26 protein-coding genes are annotated in these 23,958 nt (G+C 57.8%); 15 read left to right on the top strand and 11 right to left on the bottom strand.

Features of this window, described 5'->3' with window-relative positions; all coding sequences use genetic code 11:
- Positions 1-71: 71 nt before the first annotated feature.
- The 4 genes from zwf (at position 72) to ACQZ51_RS02445 (ending at position 4,536) form a co-directional block, all read left to right on the top strand.
- Complete coding sequence (zwf, locus tag ACQZ51_RS02460; RefSeq protein ID WP_448774953.1) at positions 72-1,547, top strand: glucose-6-phosphate dehydrogenase; 1,476 nt, start codon at positions 72-74, stop codon at positions 1,545-1,547.
- Between the two features lie 11 nt (positions 1,548-1,558).
- A complete protein-coding gene (pgl, locus tag ACQZ51_RS02455) occupies positions 1,559-2,257 on the top strand; it encodes a 6-phosphogluconolactonase (RefSeq protein WP_448774951.1) in 699 nt (232 codons plus the stop codon).
- An 87-nt stretch (positions 2,258-2,344) separates the two neighbouring features.
- Positions 2,345-4,165 (top strand): phosphogluconate dehydratase, encoded by a 1,821-nt coding sequence (edd, locus tag ACQZ51_RS02450; RefSeq protein ID WP_448774950.1) that lies wholly within the window; start codon positions 2,345-2,347, stop codon positions 4,163-4,165.
- Positions 4,166-4,167: 2 nt separating this feature from the next.
- Complete coding sequence (locus tag ACQZ51_RS02445; protein ID WP_448774948.1) at positions 4,168-4,536, top strand: nuclear transport factor 2 family protein; 369 nt, start codon at positions 4,168-4,170, stop codon at positions 4,534-4,536.
- A gap of 22 nt (positions 4,537-4,558) precedes the next feature.
- Here ACQZ51_RS02445 and ACQZ51_RS02440 read toward each other — a convergent pair whose 3' ends face one another.
- From ACQZ51_RS02440 to ACQZ51_RS02415, 6 genes are all read right to left on the bottom strand, one after another.
- On the bottom strand, positions 4,559-4,915 hold the full coding sequence (locus ACQZ51_RS02440) for a hypothetical protein (protein WP_448775735.1): 357 nt from the start codon (positions 4,913-4,915) through the stop codon (positions 4,559-4,561).
- A gap of 299 nt (positions 4,916-5,214) precedes the next feature.
- Positions 5,215-6,303 (bottom strand): ABC transporter ATP-binding protein, encoded by a 1,089-nt coding sequence (locus tag ACQZ51_RS02435; RefSeq protein ID WP_448774947.1) that lies wholly within the window; start codon positions 6,301-6,303, stop codon positions 5,215-5,217.
- Positions 6,304-6,327: 24 nt separating this feature from the next.
- On the bottom strand, positions 6,328-8,004 hold the full coding sequence (gene bglA / locus ACQZ51_RS02430) for a beta-galactosidase BglA (RefSeq protein ID WP_448774945.1): 1,677 nt from the start codon (positions 8,002-8,004) through the stop codon (positions 6,328-6,330).
- Positions 8,005-8,009: 5 nt separating this feature from the next.
- Positions 8,010-9,167: a carbohydrate ABC transporter permease gene (locus tag ACQZ51_RS02425; protein ID WP_448774944.1), complete on the bottom strand. Its 1,158-nt coding sequence runs from the start codon at positions 9,165-9,167 to the stop codon at positions 8,010-8,012.
- Position 9,168: 1 nt separating this feature from the next.
- The gene (locus tag ACQZ51_RS02420; RefSeq protein ID WP_448774942.1) at positions 9,169-10,182 is read right to left on the bottom strand and encodes a carbohydrate ABC transporter permease; all 1,014 of its coding nucleotides are present in this window, start codon (positions 10,180-10,182) and stop codon (positions 9,169-9,171) included.
- A gap of 117 nt (positions 10,183-10,299) precedes the next feature.
- Positions 10,300-11,661, bottom strand: a complete 1,362-nt coding sequence (locus ACQZ51_RS02415; RefSeq protein WP_448774940.1) for an ABC transporter substrate-binding protein — start codon at positions 11,659-11,661, stop codon at positions 10,300-10,302.
- Positions 11,662-11,906: 245 nt separating this feature from the next.
- On the opposite strand from ACQZ51_RS02415, the gene ACQZ51_RS02410 reads away from it, so the two are divergent.
- Positions 11,907-12,929: a LacI family DNA-binding transcriptional regulator gene (locus ACQZ51_RS02410; RefSeq protein ID WP_448774938.1), complete on the top strand. Its 1,023-nt coding sequence runs from the start codon at positions 11,907-11,909 to the stop codon at positions 12,927-12,929.
- 7 nt (positions 12,930-12,936) lie between these two features.
- Here the strand turns inward: ACQZ51_RS02410 and folD are convergent, their stop codons facing one another.
- On the bottom strand, positions 12,937-13,836 hold the full coding sequence (gene folD / locus ACQZ51_RS02405; protein ID WP_448774936.1) for a bifunctional methylenetetrahydrofolate dehydrogenase/methenyltetrahydrofolate cyclohydrolase FolD: 900 nt from the start codon (positions 13,834-13,836) through the stop codon (positions 12,937-12,939).
- Positions 13,837-13,928: 92 nt separating this feature from the next.
- Positions 13,929-15,749 carry a hypothetical protein gene (locus ACQZ51_RS02400; RefSeq protein WP_448774934.1) on the bottom strand — a complete coding sequence of 607 codons (1,821 nt, stop codon included), beginning with the start codon at positions 15,747-15,749 and terminating at the stop codon, positions 13,929-13,931.
- Between the two features lie 212 nt (positions 15,750-15,961).
- Between ACQZ51_RS02400 and flgB the strand changes: the two genes are divergently transcribed.
- The 10 genes from flgB (at position 15,962) to fliP (ending at position 22,151) form a co-directional block, all read left to right on the top strand.
- Complete coding sequence (gene flgB / locus ACQZ51_RS02395; RefSeq protein ID WP_448774932.1) at positions 15,962-16,351, top strand: flagellar basal body rod protein FlgB; 390 nt, start codon at positions 15,962-15,964, stop codon at positions 16,349-16,351.
- A 1-nt stretch (position 16,352) separates the two neighbouring features.
- Complete coding sequence (gene flgC / locus ACQZ51_RS02390) at positions 16,353-16,769, top strand: flagellar basal body rod protein FlgC (protein WP_448774930.1); 417 nt, start codon at positions 16,353-16,355, stop codon at positions 16,767-16,769.
- Positions 16,770-16,771: 2 nt separating this feature from the next.
- Positions 16,772-17,119 (top strand): flagellar hook-basal body complex protein FliE, encoded by a 348-nt coding sequence (locus ACQZ51_RS02385; protein ID WP_448774929.1) that lies wholly within the window; start codon positions 16,772-16,774, stop codon positions 17,117-17,119.
- A gap of 18 nt (positions 17,120-17,137) precedes the next feature.
- Positions 17,138-17,926: a flagellar basal-body rod protein FlgG gene (gene flgG, locus ACQZ51_RS02380; protein ID WP_448774928.1), complete on the top strand. Its 789-nt coding sequence runs from the start codon at positions 17,138-17,140 to the stop codon at positions 17,924-17,926.
- 17 nt (positions 17,927-17,943) lie between these two features.
- Positions 17,944-18,432 carry a flagellar basal body P-ring formation chaperone FlgA gene (gene flgA, locus ACQZ51_RS02375; RefSeq protein WP_448774927.1) on the top strand — a complete coding sequence of 163 codons (489 nt, stop codon included), beginning with the start codon at positions 17,944-17,946 and terminating at the stop codon, positions 18,430-18,432.
- 32 nt (positions 18,433-18,464) lie between these two features.
- Positions 18,465-19,553 (top strand): flagellar basal body P-ring protein FlgI, encoded by a 1,089-nt coding sequence (locus ACQZ51_RS02370; RefSeq protein WP_448775733.1) that lies wholly within the window; start codon positions 18,465-18,467, stop codon positions 19,551-19,553.
- Positions 19,550-20,080: a MotE family protein gene (locus tag ACQZ51_RS02365; RefSeq protein ID WP_448774926.1), complete on the top strand. Its 531-nt coding sequence runs from the start codon at positions 19,550-19,552 to the stop codon at positions 20,078-20,080. The genes ACQZ51_RS02370 and ACQZ51_RS02365 overlap by 4 nt, the downstream gene beginning before the upstream one ends.
- Positions 20,077-20,802 (top strand): flagellar basal body L-ring protein FlgH, encoded by a 726-nt coding sequence (gene flgH, locus ACQZ51_RS02360; protein ID WP_192063429.1) that lies wholly within the window; start codon positions 20,077-20,079, stop codon positions 20,800-20,802. Before ACQZ51_RS02365 ends, flgH begins: the two co-directional genes overlap by 4 nt.
- An 81-nt stretch (positions 20,803-20,883) precedes the next feature.
- Positions 20,884-21,417 carry a flagellar basal body-associated FliL family protein gene (locus ACQZ51_RS02355; RefSeq protein ID WP_448774924.1) on the top strand — a complete coding sequence of 178 codons (534 nt, stop codon included), beginning with the start codon at positions 20,884-20,886 and terminating at the stop codon, positions 21,415-21,417.
- Positions 21,414-22,151: a flagellar type III secretion system pore protein FliP gene (gene fliP, locus ACQZ51_RS02350; protein ID WP_448774922.1), complete on the top strand. Its 738-nt coding sequence runs from the start codon at positions 21,414-21,416 to the stop codon at positions 22,149-22,151. Before ACQZ51_RS02355 ends, fliP begins: the two co-directional genes overlap by 4 nt.
- 205 nt (positions 22,152-22,356) lie before the next feature.
- On the opposite strand, the gene ACQZ51_RS02345 is transcribed toward fliP, so the two are convergent.
- The 3 genes from ACQZ51_RS02345 to ACQZ51_RS02335 all read right to left on the bottom strand — a co-directional run bounded on the left by ACQZ51_RS02345 (position 22,357) and on the right by ACQZ51_RS02335 (position 23,938).
- On the bottom strand, positions 22,357-22,890 hold the full coding sequence (locus ACQZ51_RS02345) for a hypothetical protein (protein ID WP_448774921.1): 534 nt from the start codon (positions 22,888-22,890) through the stop codon (positions 22,357-22,359).
- Positions 22,887-23,252 carry a hypothetical protein gene (locus ACQZ51_RS02340; protein WP_448774920.1) on the bottom strand — a complete coding sequence of 122 codons (366 nt, stop codon included), beginning with the start codon at positions 23,250-23,252 and terminating at the stop codon, positions 22,887-22,889. Before ACQZ51_RS02340 ends, ACQZ51_RS02345 begins: the two co-directional genes overlap by 4 nt.
- A 122-nt stretch (positions 23,253-23,374) precedes the next feature.
- A complete protein-coding gene (locus tag ACQZ51_RS02335; protein WP_448774919.1) occupies positions 23,375-23,938 on the bottom strand; it encodes a rod-binding protein in 564 nt (187 codons plus the stop codon).
- Between the last annotated feature and the right edge of the window lie 20 nt (positions 23,939-23,958).

Below are 23,958 nucleotides of genomic sequence, written 5' to 3'. Positions count from 1 at the left end.
AACACATCTGGCATTTTTAAATCGATTAGATTATGGATGCCTTCAACACATGAGAGATCGAGAGAATCGGTATGAGCAGTCAAATCATTCCAGTAGAGCCCTTCGATTGCGTCGTTTTTGGCGGCACTGGCGACCTGGCCGAGCGTAAGCTTTTGCCAGCTCTCTACCACCGGCAGGTGGAAAACCAGCTGTCAGAGCCAACACGCATCATCGGTGCTTCCCGTTCGGTAATGACCCATGACGAATACCGCAAATTCGCTCAGGATGCTCTCAAGGAGCATTTGAAGAAGGGCGAATATGATGACGAGCAGGTCGCGAAATTCTGCGCCCGCCTGTTCTATATTCCTGTCGATGCCAAGTCTGATGGTGGCTGGGACAAGCTGAAAAAGCTTCTGGACGAAGGCAAGGACCGTATCCGCGCTTTCTATCTGGCCGTTGCTCCCGGCATTTTCGGCGATATCGCCTTCAAGATTCGTGACCACAAGCTGATTACCAAGTCCACGCGCATCGTCGTTGAAAAGCCGATTGGCCGCGATCTGGCTTCCGCGCTTGAACTCAACGACACGCTGGGCAACGTCTTCAAGGAAGAGCAGATCTTCCGTATCGACCACTATCTCGGCAAGGAAACCGTGCAGAACCTAATGGTGCTGCGCTTTGCCAATGCGCTCTATGAGCCTCTGTGGAACTCCGCCCATATCGATCATGTGCAGATCACTGTTGCCGAATCCGTCGGGCTTGAAGGCCGCGCTGGATATTACGACAAGGCCGGTGCGCTGCGTGATATGGTCCAGAACCATATTCTACAATTGCTGTGCCTGGTTGCAATGGAACCCCCCTCCTCCATGGATGCGGAAGCCGTGCGTGACGAGAAGGTGAAAGTTCTTCGTTCGCTGAAACTGATCGACCAGTCCAATGTCGAGAAGCTGACCGTGCGCGGCCAGTACCGCGCGGGTGCGTCTGCTGGCGGTCCAGTGAAGGGCTATCTGGAAGAGCTCGAAGGCGGCGTTTCCAACACGGAAACCTTCGTTGCCATCAAGGCTGAAATCGCCAATTGGCGCTGGGCGGGCGTGCCCTTCTACATCCGCACCGGCAAGCGTCTGGCCTCGCGTGTGTCTGAAATCGTCGTCACCTTCAAGCAGATCCCGCATTCGATTTTCGATGATGCGGCAGGCAAGATCGAAGCCAACAAGCTGGTCATTCGCCTGCAACCGGATGAAGGCGTCAAGCAGTCGCTTCTCATCAAGGATCCGGGTCCGGGCGGCATGCGCCTGCGTCAGGTTTCGCTGGATATGAGCTTTGCGCAAGCGTTTAACGTGCGCAGCCCAGACGCTTATGAGCGCCTATTGATGGATACGATCCGCTCCAATCAGGCGCTGTTCATGCGCCGCGATGAAGTGGAAGCGGCATGGAAATGGGTCGATCCTATTCTCAAAAGCTGGGAAGCCGTCAATCAGGGCGTACAGGGCTACACGTCGGGCACATGGGGACCAAGCGGTTCCATCGCGCTGATCGAGCGTGACGGCCGCACATGGCACGAAGCCGATTAAGGGGATATGCAATGATCGCACAGGAGCATATCTTCGCAAACGGCCGTGAACTGGCGCAAACGCTGGCAAAGGATGTGGCCGAGCGTCTGGAGCGCGGGCTTTCCGAGCGTGGGACGGCAAGTATTGCCCTCTCCGGCGGCTCGACACCCAAGCTGTTCTTTCAGGAACTGTCCAAGCATGAGCTGGACTGGAAGAACATCAGCGTAACGCTGGTGGACGAGCGGTTCGTGCCACCGGAAAGCGACCGTTCCAACCACAAGCTGGTGGCAGACCACCTGCTGCAGAACGCCGCGACCTACGCCTATTTCGTGCCGCTCTATCAATTCTTCGCCACGCCGGAAGACGCTGCAACGCTTGCAACGGTGAAGACAGAAGCGATCTGCGATCCCTTCGACGTTGTCGTCCTCGGCATGGGTACGGATGGCCACACGGCTTCGTTTTTCCCCGGCGGAGACAATCTGGAAGAGGCGCTCGATCTCGATGAAGAGCGTTCGGTTCTGCCAATGAGCGCAGAAACTGCCGGTGAAGAGCGCCTGACGTTCAATCTTTCGGCACTTCACGACGCACGCTTGCTCGTGCTGCACATCGAAGGTGCGGCAAAGAAGGAAACGCTCGACAAGGCAAAGTCCGATCTGGACGAGGAAGACATGCCTGTGCGGGCCGTGCTCAACCGCGCGGAATCGCCCGTTCAGATCTACTGGGCGCCATAAGCCCCACGCTTGAAACAGCAACATGAACACCGGCTGGCATTCCCAGGTGCCTGGCCGATGTTCCACTAAAGGACAGGATACACGCCCATGGCTGCCGACCCGCGTATTCAGGCAATTACAGCCCGTATCGTCGAGCGCTCGAAACCTTACCGCGAGATCTATCTCGAAAGGCTTCGTCTCCAGCTAACCAAGGGTGTGCACCGTTCCGTTCTGTCCTGCGCCAATCTTGCGCACGGATTTGCAGTCTGTTCCCCCGCCGACAAGGATATCCTTGCCGGCGACCGGGTTGGAAATCTGGGCATCATCACCGCTTACAACGACATGCTGTCGGCGCATCAGCCCTTCGAGATCTACCCGTCCATCATCCGCGATGCGGCCAAGGAAGCGGGTGGCATTGCGCAGGTTGCCGGTGCGGTGCCAGCCATGTGCGATGGCGTGACGCAAGGTCAGCCAGGCATGGAGCTGTCGCTGTTTTCGCGCGATGCGATTGCCATGTCGGCGGGTATCGGCCTCTCGCACAACATGTTCGATGCCGCCGTGTTTCTCGGTGTCTGTGACAAGATCGTCCCAGGCCTCGTCATTGCGGCGCTCTCTTTCGGTCATCTGCCCTCCATCTTCATTCCAGCTGGACCGATGACATCTGGTCTGCCGAATGACGAGAAGTCTCGCATTCGCCAGCTTTATGCCGAAGGCAAGGTCGGCCGCGCTGAACTGCTGGAGGCAGAGTCCAAATCCTACCACGGCCCCGGCACCTGCACCTTCTATGGCACGGCCAATTCCAACCAGATGCTGATGGAAATCATGGGCTTCCACATGCCCGGATCGTCCTTCATCAATCCGGGTACGCCTCTGCGCGACGCGCTGACGCGTGAAGCGACCAAGCGGGCGCTGGCAATCACTGCGCAGGGCAACGAGTTCACGCCAGCGGGCGAAATGATCGATGAGCGTTCAGTGGTCAACGGCGTCGTCGGTCTGCACGCCACCGGAGGCTCCACCAACCACACGCTGCACCTCATCGCCATGGCGCGTGCCGCAGGCATCGTGCTGACATGGCAGGATATTTCCGACCTCTCAGACGTGGTGCCGCTTCTGGCCCGCGTTTACCCCAATGGTCTGGCGGATGTGAACCACTTCCACGCAGCCGGTGGCATGGGCTTCCTCATCAAGCAGCTGCTGAAGCAGGGCTTGGTGCATGATGATGTCCGCACCGTCTTCGGTCAGGGGCTTGAAGCCTACACGATCGAGCCGACGCTGGATGAGAAGGGCGGCGTGACGCGCAGCCCATCACCTGATGTCAGCCATGACCCAAAGGTTCTCGCCAGCGTCGAAACGCCTTTCCAGCCAAGCGGCGGCCTGAAAATGCTGACCGGCAATCTCGGTAAGGCCGTCATCAAGATCTCGGCAGTCAAGCCGGAACGGCATATCATCGAAGCACCGGCGATCATCTTCCATGATCAGCAGAGCCTGCAAACGGCGTTCAAGGAAGGCAAGCTGAACCGCGATTTCGTGGCTGTGGTGCGCTTCCAGGGCCCGAAGGCCAATGGCATGCCGGAGCTGCACCAGCTGACGCCACCGCTCGGCGTGTTGCAGGACCGCGGCTTCAAGGTGGCCTTGGTCACAGACGGTCGCATGTCCGGCGCGTCAGGCAAGGTGCCCGCCGCCATTCACATGACCCCTGAGGCTGTCGATTGTGGACCGATTTCCCGCATCAAGGATGGCGATATCATCCGGCTCGACGCCATTACAGGCACCATTCAGGTTCTGGTATCGGATGCAGAGCTTTCGGCCCGTGAGCCCGCGACGGCCGATCTCTCCGAGAATGAATGGGGCATGGGCCGCGAGCTGTTCGCGCCATTCCGTCGCAGTGTCGGCCCGGCTGACCAGGGTGCTAGCGTGTTCGCGAGCTGACAATGGTAGACCCGACAGAGGTCGCCTATCCAGTTCAGATGCAGCTGGAGGCGTATAATGCGCGTGACATTGACGCCTTCATGCCGTGGTGGGCAGACGATTGCCACTACTACCTGTTTCCCGATATGCTTTTGGCCAAAACGGCTGACGAGATCCGTGAACGACATGTGGAGCGGTTCAAGGAGCCGAACCTGAATGGCAGGTTGCTCCACCGCATGGTGCTCGGCAACACGGTTATCGACCATGAAACAGTGACACGCACCTTCCCCGTTGGTCCCGGAGAGCTTGACGTCATCTGTATCTATGAAATTTCGGAAGGCAAGATTGCCAAGGCGTGGTTCAAAATCGGCACGCCTCGCCTATACGGCTGATATCAGCCTTAGGATACTGGCGTTACCAGGCCCGGATATCGAGCTTGCGGTCACGGTGCTGCGGATGCGTGCTGAAGACGAAAATCCGGTCCATATCCTTCTTGCTCAGAATATGCAGGAAGCGAACGTGGATCGTGTTGTTGGGATTGACCTTCAACAACACGCAACCAATCTTGGTGATGCGGGCGTCGGGAATATCGAGATAGAATTGCTGGGGCAGATTGTACTGGGTTAGAAGCGCCAGCACGGCTTCGGACTGGGAAATCTTGACGACATCGCACCGGCGTGAGGCCATATTCATCACGGCTTTTTCGGTATATTCGATGCGTGCAGCATTCATCGTATCTTCCATCTTAAACCGCCCCTCGCGGTCGTACATGAAAGATTCTTCCTTGCTGAGATAGCTCGGTTTGCCGATGTCTGCCCGGGCGTTCAATTTCGTCATCCCTTTTCATTATTTGAGAAAAAAGACTAGCCAGAAGGTCTTAAGAATTTATCTCCTCGTTTCGATATGAAACACATGTCGTTTGCGGCTGTGGACAAGCCAAGGCAAGCTTTAAAAGGACGATCTCAAGCATATCAAACTATTGATAGCAATGTATTTTCATAAGCATGAAAATACAAATGTATGATTGAGCGCCCTCTTTCTATGATTAAGAAGGCGTTTCAGAAGCCCATTCAGCGGCGATATGTCTGGCCTTGCGCATCAAACAGATGCAACTTTTCAAGCGGTGCCGAGAAGCGCAAAAGCTGACCTTTTTTGGCCTGGGCAATGCCCGGAATTTTCACGATAATCGGCTCCTGACCATCAGGGGCTTCGAGGTAAAGCAGGGTCACTTCGCCGAGTGCCTCGACGATGGAAACCTTGCCCTCAAACAGGTAATCGTCACCCGTGACAACGGACAAATCCTCCGGTCGCACGCCGAAGGATGCCGCTTTGCCGTCCTCACCAGTCGGGGTCGAAATATTGACCGAAAGCGTCTTTCCACCAACAAGCTCAATGGCCGTCTGTGCGCCCGAGTTTTTGATGGTTGCGGGGATGATGTTCATGGCTGGAGATCCGATGAACTTCGCCACGAAGAGATTGCCGGGGTTTTCATAGAGATCCAGCGGTGCGCCCACCTGCTCCACACGGCCGCCGTTGAGAACAACGATACGGTCGGCCAGCGTCATGGCTTCGACCTGGTCATGGGTGACATAGATCATCGTCGTATCCGCCATCTGCTCGCCAAGCTTGGCGATTTCGATACGGGTGGCCACACGCAGGGCCGCATCGAGGTTGGACAGCGGCTCATCGAACAGGAAGACCTTGGGGTTGCGGCAGATGGCGCGACCGATGGCAACGCGCTGGCGCTGGCCACCGGACAAGGCTTTGGGCAGACGCTCCAGATATTGCGTCAATTGCAGAATGTCGGCCGCAGCACGGACGCGACGGTCGATTTCCTGCTTGTTCTCCTTAGCGATCCGCATACCGAAGGCCATGTTGTCGTAAACCGTCATGTGCGGATAAAGAGCATAGGACTGGAAGACCATGGCGATGCCCCGCCGCGAAGGCGGGATTTCGTTGACCAGTTGCCCGTCAATATACATCTCGCCGCCAGTGATCTCCTCCAACCCGGCAATCATGCGCAGCAGCGTGGATTTACCGCAGCCGGAAGGGCCGACGAAAACAATGAATTCGCCTTGTTTGATCTCCAGATCAATGCCGTGCAGGACTTTGACCTGGCCATAGGCCTTGCGGATATCCTTGAGAACGAGACCAGTCATGCGGTGTTCCTCCCTCGTATGATGTCAGGCGTAACGGGCGAAGAATGCGCCCCATGCCGGTAGTGCAACGGTCTTGCCATCAAGTTCAGCCGAGAAGCCATGGCCCTCGAGAACCTCCCAGTTGCCATCCGGCAGCTGTGCTGTGGATGGTTCTGCGGAAAGGTTGAACAGGCAGACCACGGTCTCGTTGCCCAGCGTGCGCGTGTAGCTGGAAACGGTTCCCTCAACCGGCTGAAACGCAATGCTTCCCTTGGCAAAGGCCGGGTGCTGTTTGCGGAAGGCAAGGAAGCGGCGGTAGTGCTCCAGCACCGATGTCTCATCACCCTGCTGGGCGCTGACGGCACGCTGCTTGTGCTCAGGGGGAATCGGAAGCCAGCCCTTATCGGCTGTCGAGAAACCTGCCAGCGCATGGCCCGCATCCCAGACCATCGGCGTGCGGCAACCGTCGCGCCCCTTGAACTCCGGCCAGAACTGAATGCCGTAGGGATCCTGCAGATCGTCGAATGCGATATCGGCTTCGGTCAGGCCGAGCTCTTCGCCCTCGTAAATGCAGACCGATCCGCGCTGCGTCATCAACAGTGCAGCCAGCACCTTGGCGAAAGCATCCTTGTCTTCCACCACATCGCCCCAGCGGCTGACATGGCGCACGACGTCATGATTGGAAAAGGCCCAGCAAGCCCAGCCCTCTGGCGCGGCGCGGGCAAAATCTGCCTGCACATCGGCCACACGCTGCGGCGTCAGCGCATCCGGCGCCAGAAACTCGAAGGCGTAGCACATCTGCATCTTGTCATCGCCGGACGTATATTCACCGACGATCTCAAGCCCGCGCTGGCTATCACCCACCTCGCCCACGGCTGCGATATCCGGGAACTCATCGAGGACAGCGCGGAAGCGCTTCAGGAATGCGATGTTTTCCGGGCGGTTCTTGTCGTAGATGTGTTCCTGAAAATTATAGGGATTCACGGCTGGGGCGGTCGAGGCATTGCGGCGTTCCGGTGCGAGCGCCGGATTGTTGCGCAGTTCCTTGTCGTGGAAATAGAAGTTGATCGTATCCAGACGGAAGCCATCGACACCACGCTCCAGCCAGAAGCGGGTGATGTTCAGCAACTCCTGCTGCACATCTTCATTGTGCAGATTGAGATCAGGCTGCGATGTGAGGAAGTTGTGCATGTAATATTGCATGCGCGTCGGATCCCACTGCCAGCCGGAGCCCCCGAAAATGGAGAGCCAGTTGTTGGGCGGCGTGCCATCCGGCTTGCCATCGCTCCAGACATACCAGTCAGCCTTCGGGTTCTGGCGGCTGGAACGGCTTTGCACGAACCACGGATGCTGATCCGACGTGTGCGACAAAACGAGGTCGATCATGACGCGGATACCAAGACGGTGCGCCTCGGCGATCAGCCCGTCGAAATCCGCCAGCGTGCCGAACATCGGGTCGACATCGACATAGTTGGACACGTCGTAGCCGAAATCCTTCATCGGAGAGGTGAAGAACGGAGAAATCCAGATCGCATCTGCGCCGAGCTTTGAAATGTGCTCCAGGCGCGATGTGATGCCCTTGAGATCGCCAATGCCATCGCCGTTGCTGTCCTGATAGGAGCGCGGATAGATCTGGTAGATCACGGCACCGCGCCACCAATCCTTGTCGCGCACGAGAGTAGAAGTCGTCATTTCAGTATCCTGTTTGGTATGGGCAGTCATGTTAATCAGCCTCCCTTGACCGAGCCGGAAAGCAGCCCGCGCACAAGGTAGCGTTGGAGAGCGAAGAAAACGCAGAGCGGCACGACGATGGTTACGAAGGCCGAGGCGGTAAGGATTTCCCAGTTGCCGCCGCGAGAGCCCAGCAGAGCATTGAGCGCGCCCGTCAGCACCAGCTCGTCCTTCTGCGTTCCCAGGAAGACCATGGCAACCAGAAGGTCGTTCCATGTCCAGAGGAACTGGAAGATCGAGAAGGATGCAAGCGCCGGGAAGGACAGCGGCAAGATGATCTTGACGAAGATTTCAAAATCACTGGCACCATCCACACGCGCACTTTCGATGATTTCCTTCGGCAGACCGGAAATGTAGTTGCGCAGCAGATAGATGGCGAGCGGCAGACCAAAGGCCGTGTGCGCCAGCCAGATGCCCGCATAGGTCTTGGATGGCACGCCGAAGACGTTGCCGATCCAGTTATACAGCTGCAACAGCGGGATGAGCGACATCTGCAACGGCACGACGATCAGGCCGACGACCATGGCAATGATAAGGGAGCGGCCCGAAAACTTCATCCATGACAGCGCATAGGCCGCGAAAGCCGCAATCAGGATGGGGATGACTGTGGCGGGAATGGCAACCGTCAGCGAGTTGACGAAGGCCTGACCGATGCCCTCAGAGGCAAGCACGGTGCGATAGTTATCAAGCGTAAAGATGGGCGGTGTCGAAACGGCCAGATAGACGCGCTTGGCGCGCGAGCCCTCAAAGCTCGCAGTCTTGCTATACTCGTAGGTGCCGTCCTCGTTGATGAGGAGGCTTTCGCCCTCACCCAGATCGGCTGTCTCCCCTGCCGGAAAGGCTTCGGGCTCTTGCACTCTGACACCGAACGCGGAAATCTTGCCGCCAGCGCCATCGAACACATTGCCGGAGATGATGAAACGATCACCCTCCTGCCTTTGCGTTGCAGGGTCGGCAAGGCGAGTGGCCTGCGTCTGGCTTGAGCTGGAAAAGGCGGTCCACCAGCCGGATACAACAAGCTGGTCCTTGTCTCGCAGCGAGCTGACCAGAATGCCGAGCGTTGGCAAAAGCCACAGCAGAACGACGAAGAGGACGCTGATGTGAACGATCAGGCGTGGCAGGCCGATGCGGCGAATACGCGTTGCTATGCTCATCTCAGCGACCCTCCATCTCACGGTTTGCCTGGCGAATGTTCCAGATCATGATCGGCGTGACCGCCGCCATGATGATGAGCGCGATGACGGCACTGCGCCCGCTGTCTCCACCACCTCTGAACATCCAGTCGAACATGAGGTTGGCTAGAACCATGGTGTTCCATTGGCCGTTGGTCATCGTCAGAACGATATCGAAGACCTTGAGAACAAGGATGGTAATGGTGGTCCAGACAACGGCAATGGTGCCCCATATCTGCGGAACGAGAATCTTCCAGAAGATCTGCCAGCCATTGGCCCCATCGATCACAGCGGCTTCCACGGTCTCTTCGGAAATGCCGCGAAGCGCTGCCGAGAGAATGACCATGGCAAAGCCGGTCTGGATCCAGATGAGGATGACCATGAGGAAGAAATTGTTCCAGAACGGCATGGAAATCCATACCTCCGGAGAGCCGCCGAAATATTCGACAATGGCGTTGAGCAAGCCGATCTGCGTCTGCCCCTCGCCGCGATATTCATAGACGAACTTCCAGATAACGGACGCGCCGACGAAGGAGATGGCCATCGGCATGAAGACGATGGATTTGGCTATATTGCCCCACCAGATGCGGTCGGTCATGACGGCAATCACGAGGCCGAAGAAGGTGCAGGCGGCGGGCACGACAGCCAGCCACAGGATATTGTTGAAAATGGACTGGCGGAAACCATCATCATAGATGGCCCAGCGGTAGTTGTTGAGCCCGACGAAATTGTCACCGGTCCGGTCATAGAAAGACAGGATGAAGGTGGCGACCACGGGGTAAACCAGATAGACGATGAGCAACAAAAGTGCGGGGCCGACGAAGAGCCAGGGGCGGACGGCTGCGCGCCGGTTGAGGTTGCGCGACGCATGGATCACATCGCCGTCTTTCACCGGAAAAATGAACTGTAGCGCCTTGTCGGACAGCCAGTAATAGGCCGCACAGGCAAAAACGCCGACAATCATCACGCCGAGCGCCGAAACGATCTGGGTCATCATATTCCCTCCCCGTTATTTCGTTTTCATACCCGGCCAGACAGCGTTACCCCGTAGCGGCAGAGACATGCGAGAGAAACGACCCGGCAGCGGGTGAGCGCCGCCGGGTGGAGTTTTCGATTACTTGAGGCCGTCCCAGGCCTTCTGGATGTCGTCGGCAACCTGCTGGGCAGACTTGCCACCGACATAATCGACCATGCCCGTCCAGAACGCGCCAGCACCGATCTTGCCGGGCATCAGGTCCGAACCATCAAAGCCGAAGCTGGTGGCCGTGGTCAGGATTTCGCCCTGACGCTTGGTCTGCTCGCTGGCATAGGTGTCGAGGTTCACACCCTTGTAAGGTGTGAGGAAGCCGGACTGCGCCATCCAGACTTCATGAGCAATCGGCGTCTTCAGGAATTCCACAAAAGCACGGGAGGCCTTGGAGTCCTTGGTGATCGTGAACAGCGTTCCGGCACCCAGAACCGGCGTGCCGAGATCAGGCTTGGAGGCAAATGTCGGCATGTAGAAGAAGTCCACATCCGTTCCAACCTTGGTGCCCTCCGGGAAGAAGGATGGAATGAAGGATGCCTGGCGGTGCAGGTAGCACTTCGGTGGAATGTCGAACAGGCCCTTGGGGCTATCGCGGAAGTCGGTGGAGGCAACGGCGGCAGCGCCACCGCTCACATATTTGTCGTTCTTGGCAAATTTGCCGAATTCCTCGATGGCGGCAACAACGCGCGGATCGTTGAACTTGACGTCGTTGGTCGTCCACTTCTGGTAGACATCCAGCGGCTGAGTGCGCAGCATGAAGTCTTCAACCCAGTCCGTGGCTGGCCAGCCGGTCGCACCACCTGAACCAAGACCGATGCACCATGGCGTACCACCATCTGCCACGATCTTGTCGCTGAGCTTGACGAGGTCTTCCACGCTTTTCGGAACCTCGTAGCCTGCTTCTTCAAAGTTTTCAGGCACGTACCAGACCAGCGATTTCAGGTCGGCCTTGAATGGAAATGCGAAATAAGCCTTCTGTCCGTTCTTGCCGGGATAAATACCCAGATCCACCCAGGACTGGCCCGCGCCGTAGTTTTCCTTCACCCAATTGGCTGTCTCATCGCCAAGCGGCGTCAGCAGGCCCTTCGCGGCAAGGTCGGCCAACAGGCCGGGCTGCGGCAGAATGGCGACATTAGGAGGGGAACCGGCTTGCGTATCGATAACGATCTGCTGCTCGTAATTTTCCGATGAGGAGTAACGTACATTCACGCCCGTCGCCTCGGTGAAATAAGCCAGCACCGATTGGAACAGCGCCTCGTCCTCGCCGCGCCATGGTCCGAAAATCGTCAGCGTTTCGCCCTTCAGGCTGGCATTGGCGGCCTTGAAATCCTCATAGCTTTTCCAGTTGAATTTGGCATCGCCACCGGGCTGGAACTTCAGCTCCGCAGCGAAAGCTGCCCCCGACAGAAACGTGGCCACGGCCACGGTCGTCCAGAAAGTCTTTTTCATGTGATCTACCTCCCATCACATTGTCAGGCGCAATAGCCTGAAAAGATACTCAAAGCGCTTTGGCTAACCATTCATCTCACTGAGATGGAAGATGAGTCAAGTCCCTGCTACGACGATTAGGTTTCAATAACCATCTTGCGCTGCAGCATAAGCGAAAACCTGGGCATTTCCGCAGTTTCCAATTGTGGCTGGAAGCGACAGTTGGTAGGGTCCAAAGCGGTTTGGGAAAGCGGAGGCTGGATGATATGAACCTAAAACAGCTTTCGCAAATGCTCGGCATTTCGCAGACGACTATCAGCCGTGCGCTGAACGGTTATCCTGAAGTGAAAGCCGAGACACGACGCAAGATCATCGAAGCAGCGCAGGCCACGGGCTATAGACCAAACGCTGCGGCACAACGTCTGGCCACGGGCAAGATGGGCTCCATCGGGCTGGTCATGCCCACAGGGGCGGAGCATCAGTCCGATGTGCATTTCGCGGAATTTCTCAACGGCCTGGGCGAGGTGTCGGCACGCAACGGCTTCCATCTTGTCATCATGCCCAGCCCGCCTACCCATGAGCAGGAAGCCCTGCGGGAGCTTGCCGCCAGCGGCAGCGTCGATGGCATCTATCTCGCCTATATGAAAAAGAACGATCCCCGTATCGAGATGATGAAGAGCCTGTCCATTCCCTTCATCGTTCACGGTCGCTCATGGGGCGTGGAGACGGATTACCCGTTTCTGGATGTGGACAACGAAACAGCGTTTAACGATGCAACATCGCTCCTGCTCCAGCTTGGCCATCGCAACATTGCCTTGATGAACGGACCTGAAGGCTACGACTTCACCTTTCGCCGCCACCGGGGCGTCGAGGCGGCGCTGGCCGCGCAAGGCTATGCGCTGAACCCGGCCAATGTCAGCCACAGCGTCATGAATGACGAGGCGGGTTTTTCGATTATGGAAAGGCTGCTATCTCAGGCTGATCGCCCGACAGCGGTCATCTGTGCATCGACTGCGCTGGCGCTGGGCGCAGTGCGCTCGCTCAATCTGCGGGCGCTGAAACCGGGAAAAGACATTTCCATCATCGCGCATGACGATGTTCTGCCGCTGTTGAAACCGGTGAATTTCTCGGTGCCGCTGACAACCACCCGGTCATCGCTTCGTGAGGCGGGATCGCGCATCGCCGAGCGGTTGATCGATCAGATCAAGACCGGCAAGGCTGATACATCCGAAGAACTTTGGAAGGCAGAGCTTGTGGTGCGCGGATCGACCGGACCTGCGCACCTTTAGAAAGCGCTCAGAACTTCGGTGCGGTTTTTCCGAGCGCCCGGTGGGCTGCAATGACAGTGTTTGCCATCAGCATCGCGATTGTCATCGGGCCAACACCACCGGGAACAGGCGTAATGGCGGCAGCAACGGCGCTTGCCTCATCATAGGCCACATCGCCCACCAGCCGTGACTTGCCCTCGCCCTTTTCAGGTGCTGGCACGCGGTTGATGCCGACATCGATGACAGTTGCACCGGGCTTGACCCAATCGCCCTTGACCATCTGCGCGCGACCAACGGCAGCAACGAGAATATCAGCGGTCTTGCAGACGGCAGCCAGATCCTTGGTGCGCGAATGGGCCATGGTCACGGTCGCATTGGCATTGAGCAGCAATTGCCCCATCGGCTTACCAAACAGGTTGGAGCGACCGATAACGACGGCGTTGAGACCGGAGAGGTCATCGCCGTGAATGCTGCGCACCAGCAAAAGCGCCCCTGCTGGCGTGCAGGAAATCAGACCGGTTTCGAGGTCGCCGGATGCCAGCTTGCCAGCATTGAGAACGCTCAAGCCGTCAACATCCTTTTCGGGCAGAATGGACTGAATGACGGGATCGGAATTGAGGTGCTTCGGCAAGGGCAGTTGCACCAGAATGCCGTGAATGGCGGCATCCGCGTTCAAGGTCGCGACCAGTGCTTCGAGATCCGCCTGCGTGGTGTCTTCCGGCAGCGTATGCTGGACGGAATTGAACCCGCATTCCTTGGCTGTCTTGCTCTTGGAGTTGACATAGGCGTGGCTTGCGGGGTCATTGCCGACGATGACAACGGCAAGCCCGGGCTTGACGCCGGTCTGCTGTTCCAGTTGCTCCGCCGCCTCTCGCACGGCCATCGTTACCGATGCCGCCTTTGCCTTGCCGTCGATTACCGTCGCCATATGCCTGCCTCCTGCCAACGCGATAGCTCTCCAGCCCTAATGCTGTGCAGTACCGTGGAATGCAAGGAAAATCGCTGTCTCAAAGCAGCAAATCAGGCCCGGCGGCTGCCGCGCTCTTCGTCCGCTAGCCTTTGGAGGCGCTCGCGCAGGACAACGAGTTCCTGACGCAGCGCATGCAGTTCCTCGGTCTCAGCCTGCGGGTGCTCGGCCTCCCCTGCCAAAGCCGCAGCGAGCAAGGGCGGAAGCTTGAAGACGGGCGCTTCGCGCTGCGTCTGCTCAAGCGGAACAGCATTGCGCATCAACACCTGCCGCACCCTTTGATCCAGGGGCATGTCGTTGGCGGGCTCATCATGAACGGTCAGACCATCATCCCCACCCTCCTGCACCACCGCCTGGCTGACAGGCTTCGCATCAGAATGCGCGGCGATGGGTGCATCGATTTCAGGCTCTTGTTCATCCCGAGTGATCATGACGTCGTCGAAAATACCAGGCTCGATCTCGATCGCTTGAGAGGCGGCAAGCTCAATCTCTTCCGGCGTCTCGGCCAACTCCTGCTCCACCGCGTCTGGAAGCACGGCCTGCTCACTCTCATCGTCACGTTTGCGCCGGAAGCTCAGGACCAGAAGAGACATCAACAATCCAGCCGCTCCACCGGCCAGAGCCATGCTCTTGGCGGTAAAGCTGTCGTAATTTGCGAGACCCGGCGCAGCCGTCTGCGCAATGGCGGCGCTTGGACGAGGTGCAGGTGAAAATGTGCCAGCGGTATCGGTGGAACGGATATAGGTGCTGCGGGCTTCTTCCAGCGCCGTTTCCAGCCTTGCCAGATTGGCCGGTGCGTCACCCATCTCCTGCAACTGCCGGTCCAGCTCAGCCCGTGCAGTTTGCTGTCTGCTCAAAGCCGCAGCGATCTTTGCCTGCTCGCTCGCAATAGCCTCACGCACACGGCGAAGAGCCGGCATAGCGGCGGCACGGGCAGCGTCCAGCGTCGTTTGAGCCGCGATTGTGCGCGGATGTTTCGGTCCGTGGTCGACGCTGACCTCGGCCAATGCGAGTTTGGCGGCGGTATAATTTTGCCTGATATCATCAAGAGCCGCAAAGGCCGGTATTGCCGGCAAGGTCGCGCTTAGTACATCGTCCAGCTTCATGGAGGCAGCAGAGGCGATGGCGTCGGCCAGCTGTGTGTTTCTGGAGACCAGCTCTTCCGTCTGCGCATCATCCTCGCGAATTTTCTGTTGCAGATCCTGTATGCGTGACACGGCATCATTTCCATGCCGCATCTGAAACCCGGTCAAAGCCGCCTCGGCACTATCGAGCGCAAGCCGCGCCGTATCGACGGCCTGAAGTTGCGGATCGTGCCGCTCGGCCCCTATGTCCCGGACCACGCGGCTGGCCAGATAATCGGCTATGCGCTGCGATGCCTCGGGCGTGGCGGCGGTGACGCGGATATCGATCTCGTTGCTCGCTGGCTCTGAAGTGATGGCAACAGCGTCCTTCAGAGCTGTCTCGGCTGCGCCCACTACGGCAACCCCATCCTGCCCACCACCTGCAAGCAGGTCCAGCAAAACAGACAGATGTCCTGATGTCTCGACGCCGGTCAGATCCCCGGCCTTGAGCTTCATGTCAGACACCATCAGACCCAAGGCAACCGGAGACAGGAGTGTCTCGCGCAGTTGCGCGGCCATGCGCTGCACGCCCTGTGTGCCCGCACGGGAATTGGCAATCTTGACGCTGGTATCCGACACATAGCCCTTGAGGCCTGGGTTCAGAAGCATGCCCGGCAAAAGGAAGCCGCCTGCGGAAAGCGATATGACGACAAAGCCTGAAAGGAGAAAATCCCGCAACGATGCTGCGCCGCGCCTTGGGTGAAGCGCGTTCCAGTTTCGCAATGCCTGTCTGTCGCTCTCAAAAACCATCGAAAACCCAAGGGGTTACAGAATTCCGGCTGGAACCCAGCTGGTAAAAATATAAACGAACCCTAAAGCGACAAGGCAAATAAATGGTTAATGGAGGCCGGAACAGCACGTTCTCGGCTGTTTTCGGGATTGCTTACACAAAGCCATCGCCCGCAAGTCCCGCGCAAGATTGTCGGCCTAAACCGGAGACAAGTTAAACACGGAGAATTGTCATGCAGCCGATTCAGCTTTTTGCGCTGGCATCCCGGCAGGCCGAATGGCTTTCTGTGCGTCAAGAAGTCGTCGCCAGCAACATCGCGAATGCCAACACACCAAAGTTCAGCGCAAAGGACGTCGTGCCTTTCGATACGCAACTTCAATCCGTTGGCATGCAGATGGCACGCACAAATTCAGCGCATATGGAGATGGCAGTGGCAGGTGGCGGCAAGGTCGCCATGACCGATGCACCGCTTGCCAACGAAATCGGCATGCAGGAATCCGGCAACTCCGTTTCCCTTTCGACAGAAATGGCCAAAACGGGCGAGATCAAGCGGCAGTACGACCTGAACACGCAACTCGTTCGCTCCTTTCACAACATGATGTTGACCGCGGTGGGCAAGTAAAATGGACTCTCTATCGTCTTCCTTGAAAATTGCAGGCAGCGGGATGGAAGCGCAGGCCACGCGCCTTCGCATCGTCTCGGAAAACATCGCCAACTCGCGCACGACGGGCGATACCCCTGGTGCAGATCCCTATCGCCGCAAGACCATCACTTTTGCGACGGAAATGGACCGCGCCAGCCAGACAAACCTCGTTGAGGTCAAGAAACTTGGCGTCGACCGTTCAGACTTTACCCAGGAATACGATCCCGACAGCCCGGCCGCCGATGAAAAAGGCATGGTCAAGTTGCCGAACGTCAACATGCTGATTGAGATGGCCGACCTTCGGGAAGCCAACCGCAGCTACGATGCCAACCTTCAGGTCATCAAGCAGACCCGCGACCTGATCAGCTCAACCATCGACTTATTGAAGGGTCAGTGATCATGATCGACGCCATCAGCAGCCTGAAATCACTGACGAGCAATTCCGCAACCGACAGCCTGAAAGAGGTCACATCCGGCCTCGGTTCGCTGGCCGGAAGCGCCATCTCCACGGCGGCAACCGCTGCCACCGGCCCTACCTTCGCCAGCGTTCTGGGCGGCGTCGCAACCGATGCAGTCGAGTCCCTGAAGAAGGGTGAAGCCATGTCGTTTGCAGGCATTCAGGGCAAGGCCAATACGCGAGAAGTCGTTGATGCCGTCATGCAGGCGGACCAGACGCTCAAGACCGCCGTGGCTCTGCGCGACAAGATCGTCTCGGCCTATCTCGACATCGTGAAAATGCAGATTTGACGCTTAAGGATATAGAAAATGAGAGCACTAGCTATCGCAGCGACGGGCATGGATGCCCAGCAGACAAACCTTGAGGTCATCGCGAACAACATCGCGAACATCAACACGACCGCCTTCAAGCGTGGCCGCGCGGAGTTCACCGACCTTTTGTACCAGACAGAGCGGGCACAGGGCGTGATGAACCGTGCCAACCAGTCCGTAGTTCCAGAAGGCGCCAATATCGGCCTGGGTGTTCAGACATCCGCCGTCAGAAAACTCCACCTTCAGGGTGAAATCTCCCAGACCGGCAACGATCTGGATCTTGCCATTGTCGGCAAGGGCTGGCTTCAGGTCGATGGACCGGAAGGCACCACGCTCTATACAAGAGCTGGCGCTCTCAACAGGGATTCGGCTGGCCGACTGGTCACGATCGACGGCTTCGGCGTTCAGCCAAACATCACCATTCCAATCGACGCTACGGAAGTCACAATCAGCACGGATGGTATCGTTTCGGCGCGCATCGGAACGGAACCGAACCTCACCGAACTTGGTCAGCTCAGCCTGAGCAACTTTGCCAACGAAGCGGGCCTCAAGCCGCTTGGTGACAACCTCTTCTCGCAGACGGAAGCGTCTGGGGATCCGGTGACGGCATCTCCTGAGTCTGTAGGCTTCGGCTATATCAAGCAGCACTATCTTGAAAGCTCGAACGTCGATTCCGTCAAGGAAATCACCGACCTCATTTCTGCGCAGCGCGCCTATGAAATGAACTCCAAGGTCATCACCACTGCAGATGAGATGGCGACAATCGTCAGTCAAAACCTGAAGTAACGCAAAGGTAGGGTAACATGAAGTTTCGCCCGAAATTCGTGCCTGGCAGTCTCTGCACAACGGCGCTGGCGCTCATGGTTGGTCTTGTGGCGCTCGCGCCGCAGGCTGCCCATTCGCAGCAAAGACACGCCGTTGTTCCAACAGGCACTATTTTCCCTGGCGATATCATTACCCATGAGCGTGTGACCGAAGTTCCCGTGACCAACCCCAACATCGCTCCGGGCTTTGCGGAAACGACTGACGTTGTGGTGGGCAAGGTTTCCAAGCGCACTCTCGTTGCCGGCCGCACCATTCAGGTGGGCGATCTGCGTGATCCTTTCGCCGTCCAGCGCGGAGCGACGATCAGGATCGTCTATAGTGTTGGGGGCATGCACCTTTCAGCATCCGGCACCGCCATTGAAGATGGCATGGCGGGTGAAGTCGTGCGTGTTCGCAACCGCGACACCGGCGTCACAGTCAGCGGCACGGCCCTGCAGGACGGAACCGTGGAGGTTTTCCAAAAATGAGTTTTCGTAAGGGCCTGATCGCTGTCACTGTGATGGTCGCCACATTGTTGGCAACCACACCCGTTGCTTATTCCCAGACCAATGCACGTGTCAAAGACATCGCCTCCTTGCAGGCTGGCCGTGAAAACCAGCTGATCGGCTATGGTCTTGTCGTCGGCCTTCAGGGGTCCGGCGACAGCATGCGTTCCTCGCCCTTCACCGAGCAATCGATGCGTGCGATGTTGCAGAACCTCGGCATTTCCATGCAGGGCAACCAGAGCGGCTCGAAAAACGTCGCCGCCGTCATGGTCACCGCCAATCTTCCGCCATTTGCAAGCCCCGGAAGCCGGCTAGACGTCAATGTCAGCTCGTTGGGCGATGCATCGTCCTTGCGCGGTGGCACGCTCGTCATGACATCCATGTCGGGCGCCGATGGCCAGATCTACGCTGTGGCGCAGGGCTCGGTCATTGTTTCGGGCTTCAACGCCGAAGGCCAGGCCGCGCAGCTGACACAGGGCGTGACGACCGCCGGACGCGTTCCAAGCGGCGCGATCATCGAGCGCGAACTGCCCTCACAGTTCAAGGATTCCGTCAATCTGGTCCTGCAGCTGCGCAACCCCGATTTTTCGACCTCGACACGCATTGCCGACGCCATCAATGGGTACGCCCGCACAGCGTTTGGCGAACCGATTGCGGAGGCACGCGACAGCCAGGTGGTTTTCATCCAGAAACCGAGAACGGCTGATCTGACCCGCCTGATGGCGAGCATTGAAAACCTTGCCGTGGAAACCGATACGCCCGCCAAGGTCGTGATCAACGAGCGCACGGGCACCATCGTGATCGGTGCAGATGTTCGCATTTCACAGGTCGCCGTCAGCTACGGAACGCTGACCGTTCAGGTGACCGAAACGCCACAGGTTATCCAGCCGGAGCCATTTTCACGCGGAGAGACCGCCGTTCAGCCGCAGACCGACATTGCGGCACAGGCAACCGGCGGCCCGGTCGCCATCCTCAATGGGCCCAATCTGCGCTCGCTGGTGGCGGGTCTGAACAATATCGGTGTCAAGCCTGATGGCATCATCGCCATTCTTCAGGGCATAAAATCAGCGGGTGCGCTGCAAGCAGAACTGGTGTTGCAATGATGCTGAAAGTCTCTGAAATTTTCACCCCGCAGCGCACGATCCTTGCCGTGTTTCTCATGGTCGCGTCGCTTCCTTCCGCCCGCGCCCAGGAACAGGTGCGGGTGACGACGGGCGATACGAGCGGCCAGGAAATCCAGCAATATTGCACCAATGTCATCGATCAGGCGCGTGACCAGCGCTATGTGCTGCAAAAGCAGGATCTGGAAAAGCTGCAACAGGATGTCGATAACCGCATCGCCGTCATGGAAGCGCGCAAGGCCGAGTATGAAGACTGGTTGAAGCGCCGCAACGATTTTCTGACTCAGGCAGAAGCGAACCTCGTCAACATTTACAAGACAATGAAGGCCGATGCTGCGGCACCGCAATTGGAAGAGATCGATGCCGGCATCGCCGCTGCGATCATCATGAAGCTTCCGCCTCGCCAGTCCGGCCTGATCCTTGCTGAAATGGACGCCAAGAAGGCCGCCATCGTTGCATCGATCATGTCCAGCGCGACCGACAAAACAACATCAAGAGATCCGTCATGAACAAAGCGCTCATTCTCGTTCTTTCTGCCGCAAGTGTTCTGAGCGGTTGCTCCAGCATTACCCAGAACCAGACACTGAAGGAAATCGGCAATGCGCCGGCCATGAGCCCGATTGGCAGCGGCCTGCAATTCAGTCAGGCACCGCAACTGGCATCCTACCCCAAGCAGCCATTGCGCTCGGCCAGCGGTTACTCGCTGTGGAGCGACAGCAAGGCAGCCCTGTTCAAGGATGCGCGTGCGTTGAACATTGGTGACATTCTGACCGTCAACATCCAGATCAACGACAAGGCGACGTTCGACAACGAGACCGACCGCACCAAGAAGAACAATCGTGAGACGGGCTGGAAAGCAGACGCCGAAATTCTCGGCTGGAAGCCGCAGGCCGATTCGTCGCTCAGCTTCGACAATACCAGCGAATCCAACGGCAAAGGCTCCATCAGCCGCGCCGAAAAGCTGACCTTGCTGGTGGCCGCCGTTGTGACCGGGATATTGGAAAACGGCAACCTGTTGATCAGCGGATCGCAGGAAGTGCGCGTCAACCACGAGGTCCGTATCCTCAACGTGGCGGGTATCGTGCGGCCGCAGGACGTCAATTCCGAAAACACCATCTCCTACGAGAAGATTGCCGAAGCGCGCATTTCCTACGGCGGTCGCGGGCGCATCACGGAAATCCAGCAGCCACCGGTTGGCCAGCAGATCGCCGATATGTTCTCACCGATCTGACGCGAAACACCGCATAAGACTAACCTACGGTCCATTGCATTCCGCACGGGCTGCTCTCCGAGACAGACGTAAGAAGCGATCATGAGCCTCACCACAACCGAACCCGAAGCCCCAAAGAAACCGTCGATCATCGTGACCGCAGGTGCCATTGCAGTGCTTTCGCTTCTCGGGCTGGGAGGCGGATGGTTCGTGGGCAACGCCCTGTTTGTGCCGGCCGCGCCGGTTGAGGCAACACCTGCCCCAGCCGCACCGGAGGAACATGCAGCGGAGCCGGCAGGGGCAGAGGGCGAGCATGGCGCGCCGGCTGCGGAGGGCGGAAAAGGTCCGGCGGGGCCGAGCCTGATCGCCCTCGATCCGATCGTGACCAATCTCGGCTATCCAAACGACAAGTGGATCAGGCTGGAACTTGCCCTGCAATTTAACGGCCCCGGCGACGTGCCGTTGAGCCAGGAATTGCATCAGGAATTGATGTCCTATCTCAGGACTGTCTCCCTTCAGCAGATCCAGGGCCCTCGTGGCTTTCAATATCTTAGGGATGACCTCAGAGAAATCGTTGACGTTAGATCAAAAGGGCGCGTATCCAAGGTTCTCTTCAGAACCTTTGTGATCGAATGATTCGAAACCTTGTCCTACTGCTGGCCCTTGTCCTGACCCCAGGGCTTGCGCTTGCCCAGCAAACACCGGCTGATCTGCTGAACCTGCCACTGGACGGGTCTGCGGCATCTTGGATCATTCGCACCTTCGGGCTTCTCACGGTTCTGTCCATCGCGCCCGGCATCCTCATCATGGTGACGAGCTTTCCGCGCTTCATCATTGCCTTTTCCATCCTGCGCTCCGGCATGGGTTTGGGTACAACCCCATCGACGATGATCCTGACCAGCATGGCGATGTTCATGACCTTCTACGTCATGGCTCCGACATTCGAGCGTTCGTGGCAGGATGGCATTCAGCCGCTCTTGCAGAACCAGATCACGGAAGCCGTCGCAATCGAGCGGGGCGCAGAGCCGTTTCGCACTTTCATGATCGGCAATACCCGCCCCAAGGATCTTGCCCTCTTCGTGGATCTGGCCAATGAGCGTGGACAGGAGACGATGAACGGCGACGTGCCGCAATATCGCGTTCTCGTGCCCGCCTTCATGCTCTCGGAAATCCGCCGCGGCTTTGAAATCGGCTTTTTGATCATTCTGCCCTTCCTTGTCATCGACATGGTCGTGGCCACCATCACCATGGCGATGGGTATGATGATGCTGCCGCCGACCTCGATCTCCCTGCCCTTCAAGATCCTGTTCTTTGTCTTGATTGATGGCTGGAACCTGCTGGTCGGCTCACTCGTCAGATCTTTCTACTGAGCGATCGGCGCTTACCGGGGCCATGAGCGTGCGATGCTCATACAATTGCCTTCTCATCTCATCTGCGCTGCCTGAGCTTCGAGCCTTTGGCCACATCGCAAAGCGTTGCCGGGTCTGGGGCCTTGGCGCCCTGAAACATGCCATGGCGCAAACGCAAAACCGCCCGGACTGACGAAGCAGACCGGGCGGCTTAGCGGGAGAAAGATCAGTGTGCGGCCTTGGCAGGCTCGGCTGGCTTTGGCGGTGGCGGATCGGTATTGACCACGATTTTCTGAGGTTTGCGACCGGGGTCTCTCGCCTCGATTTCCTCTTTGGAGATGAAATCCATCTGCTCGATCAGAACCTGCTTCACAAACGGCTTTTCCATGCGGGCATTCAACCCATCCATGATCGTCGTCTTGAAAGCGGCCACATCGAATTTGCCAGCGTTCTTCACGTCGACAAGCTTGTTACCCACCAGCAGCGTGTAGAGCTCGTCCGTCAGATAGGTCGGCACGGGGACATGAACGTCCTTCATTGCCTCTTCATCGATCTGAAGGCTGGCGCGAACGAGGAAGTACCCGCTCACCTGGCCATCTGTTACCACCGGGAGGGTCACGGTTTCGCTCTGAACGAAGTGCGGCGGACGAACGACCTCAACGGTCTTCTCGCTGTCCTTCTTTCCGAGCGTCACGGCGGCATAGACGCCGCCGAGCGTTACGACGAGAACCCATATCCCGGTCGCGATCAGCTTGATCATTGCGCCCCGCTTGCGAACTGTTGCAGCGAGTAGGTGCCGTCATCATCAGCGCGTCTGGCTGCGTTCTTCAGCAGATCGACCACGGCTTTCACCGCATGGAGATTGGCATCGACGCGGCGCAGGTTGATCGCGAGCTTTGCCTTGATGTCCAGGATCTGGCGCTTGTGCGCGGCAGCAATCTTGGCGCCATCGACATCGCGCAGCAACATGCTGAGCTCATAGAGGCAGCGGCTCTTATGGGCGTTCGACAATTTGAAATCGAAATCGGGATCCTTGCCGATCCGCTGGTTTTCGTTATCGATAACGGTTTCGAGACGCCCCAGAATAGCCTGGGTTCTATAATCGTTGTTTACGATATCCATAATGTATCAGCACTCCGCCGCTTAGAGCTTTTCCGGTGAACACGGTTCACCTTCAACGCTCTATCTGTTTGTTTTAAGCAATTCCGGTCTCAAAACCGGTTCCCACTTTTGCTGGAATTGCTTTAGCTTTCAGTCTTGTTGGTTTCGGCTACAGAAAATATGCGCCGCTGGAAGTCCGTTACCATGCTGACGGCAAGGCTCTTGTCGTCCTCATTCATCTTCGTGGGTGTCTCAGAATTGCGCACCCGCTGCATGGCCTGACCGTAGGCCTGTTCGGCAATGCCGATGCCGCCGCGCTTGGAAACGGCATCCGCCATCTGCTCGGCCATCATGCTTTGCCAGAATTCACCGGCCGAACCCTTGCCGTAAACCTCTTCGCTGTCCTTCGGCATCATGTTCTGGAGCATGGTCGTCAGAACGCTTGCCTCGAACTTGCGGTAGGTTTCGGGGATTTTTTCATCGGATTTGATGTGGTGGATGTTGCCGACGCCCGCCTTGCCCGCAGCCGTGTCGATGCTGTTGATGGCAGATTCAAAGCCCGCATTGCTGGCTGTCAGCACCGATGCTTCGCGTGTTGCGCTCACCGAGCGCAGTTTTTCCCGTGCCGCCATGACCTGTGTCGGGTCAGCTGCGTTCACAACATCAAGCACAAGATCGCTTGGAGGAGAAATGGCCAACGTCGTCATCCTTTTTACGTTTATCGGAT

The organism is Agrobacterium sp. CG674, assembly GCF_053521645.1.
The sequence above is the reverse complement of the archived record's forward strand: the minus strand, read 5'-3'. Positions and strand labels throughout refer to the sequence as shown.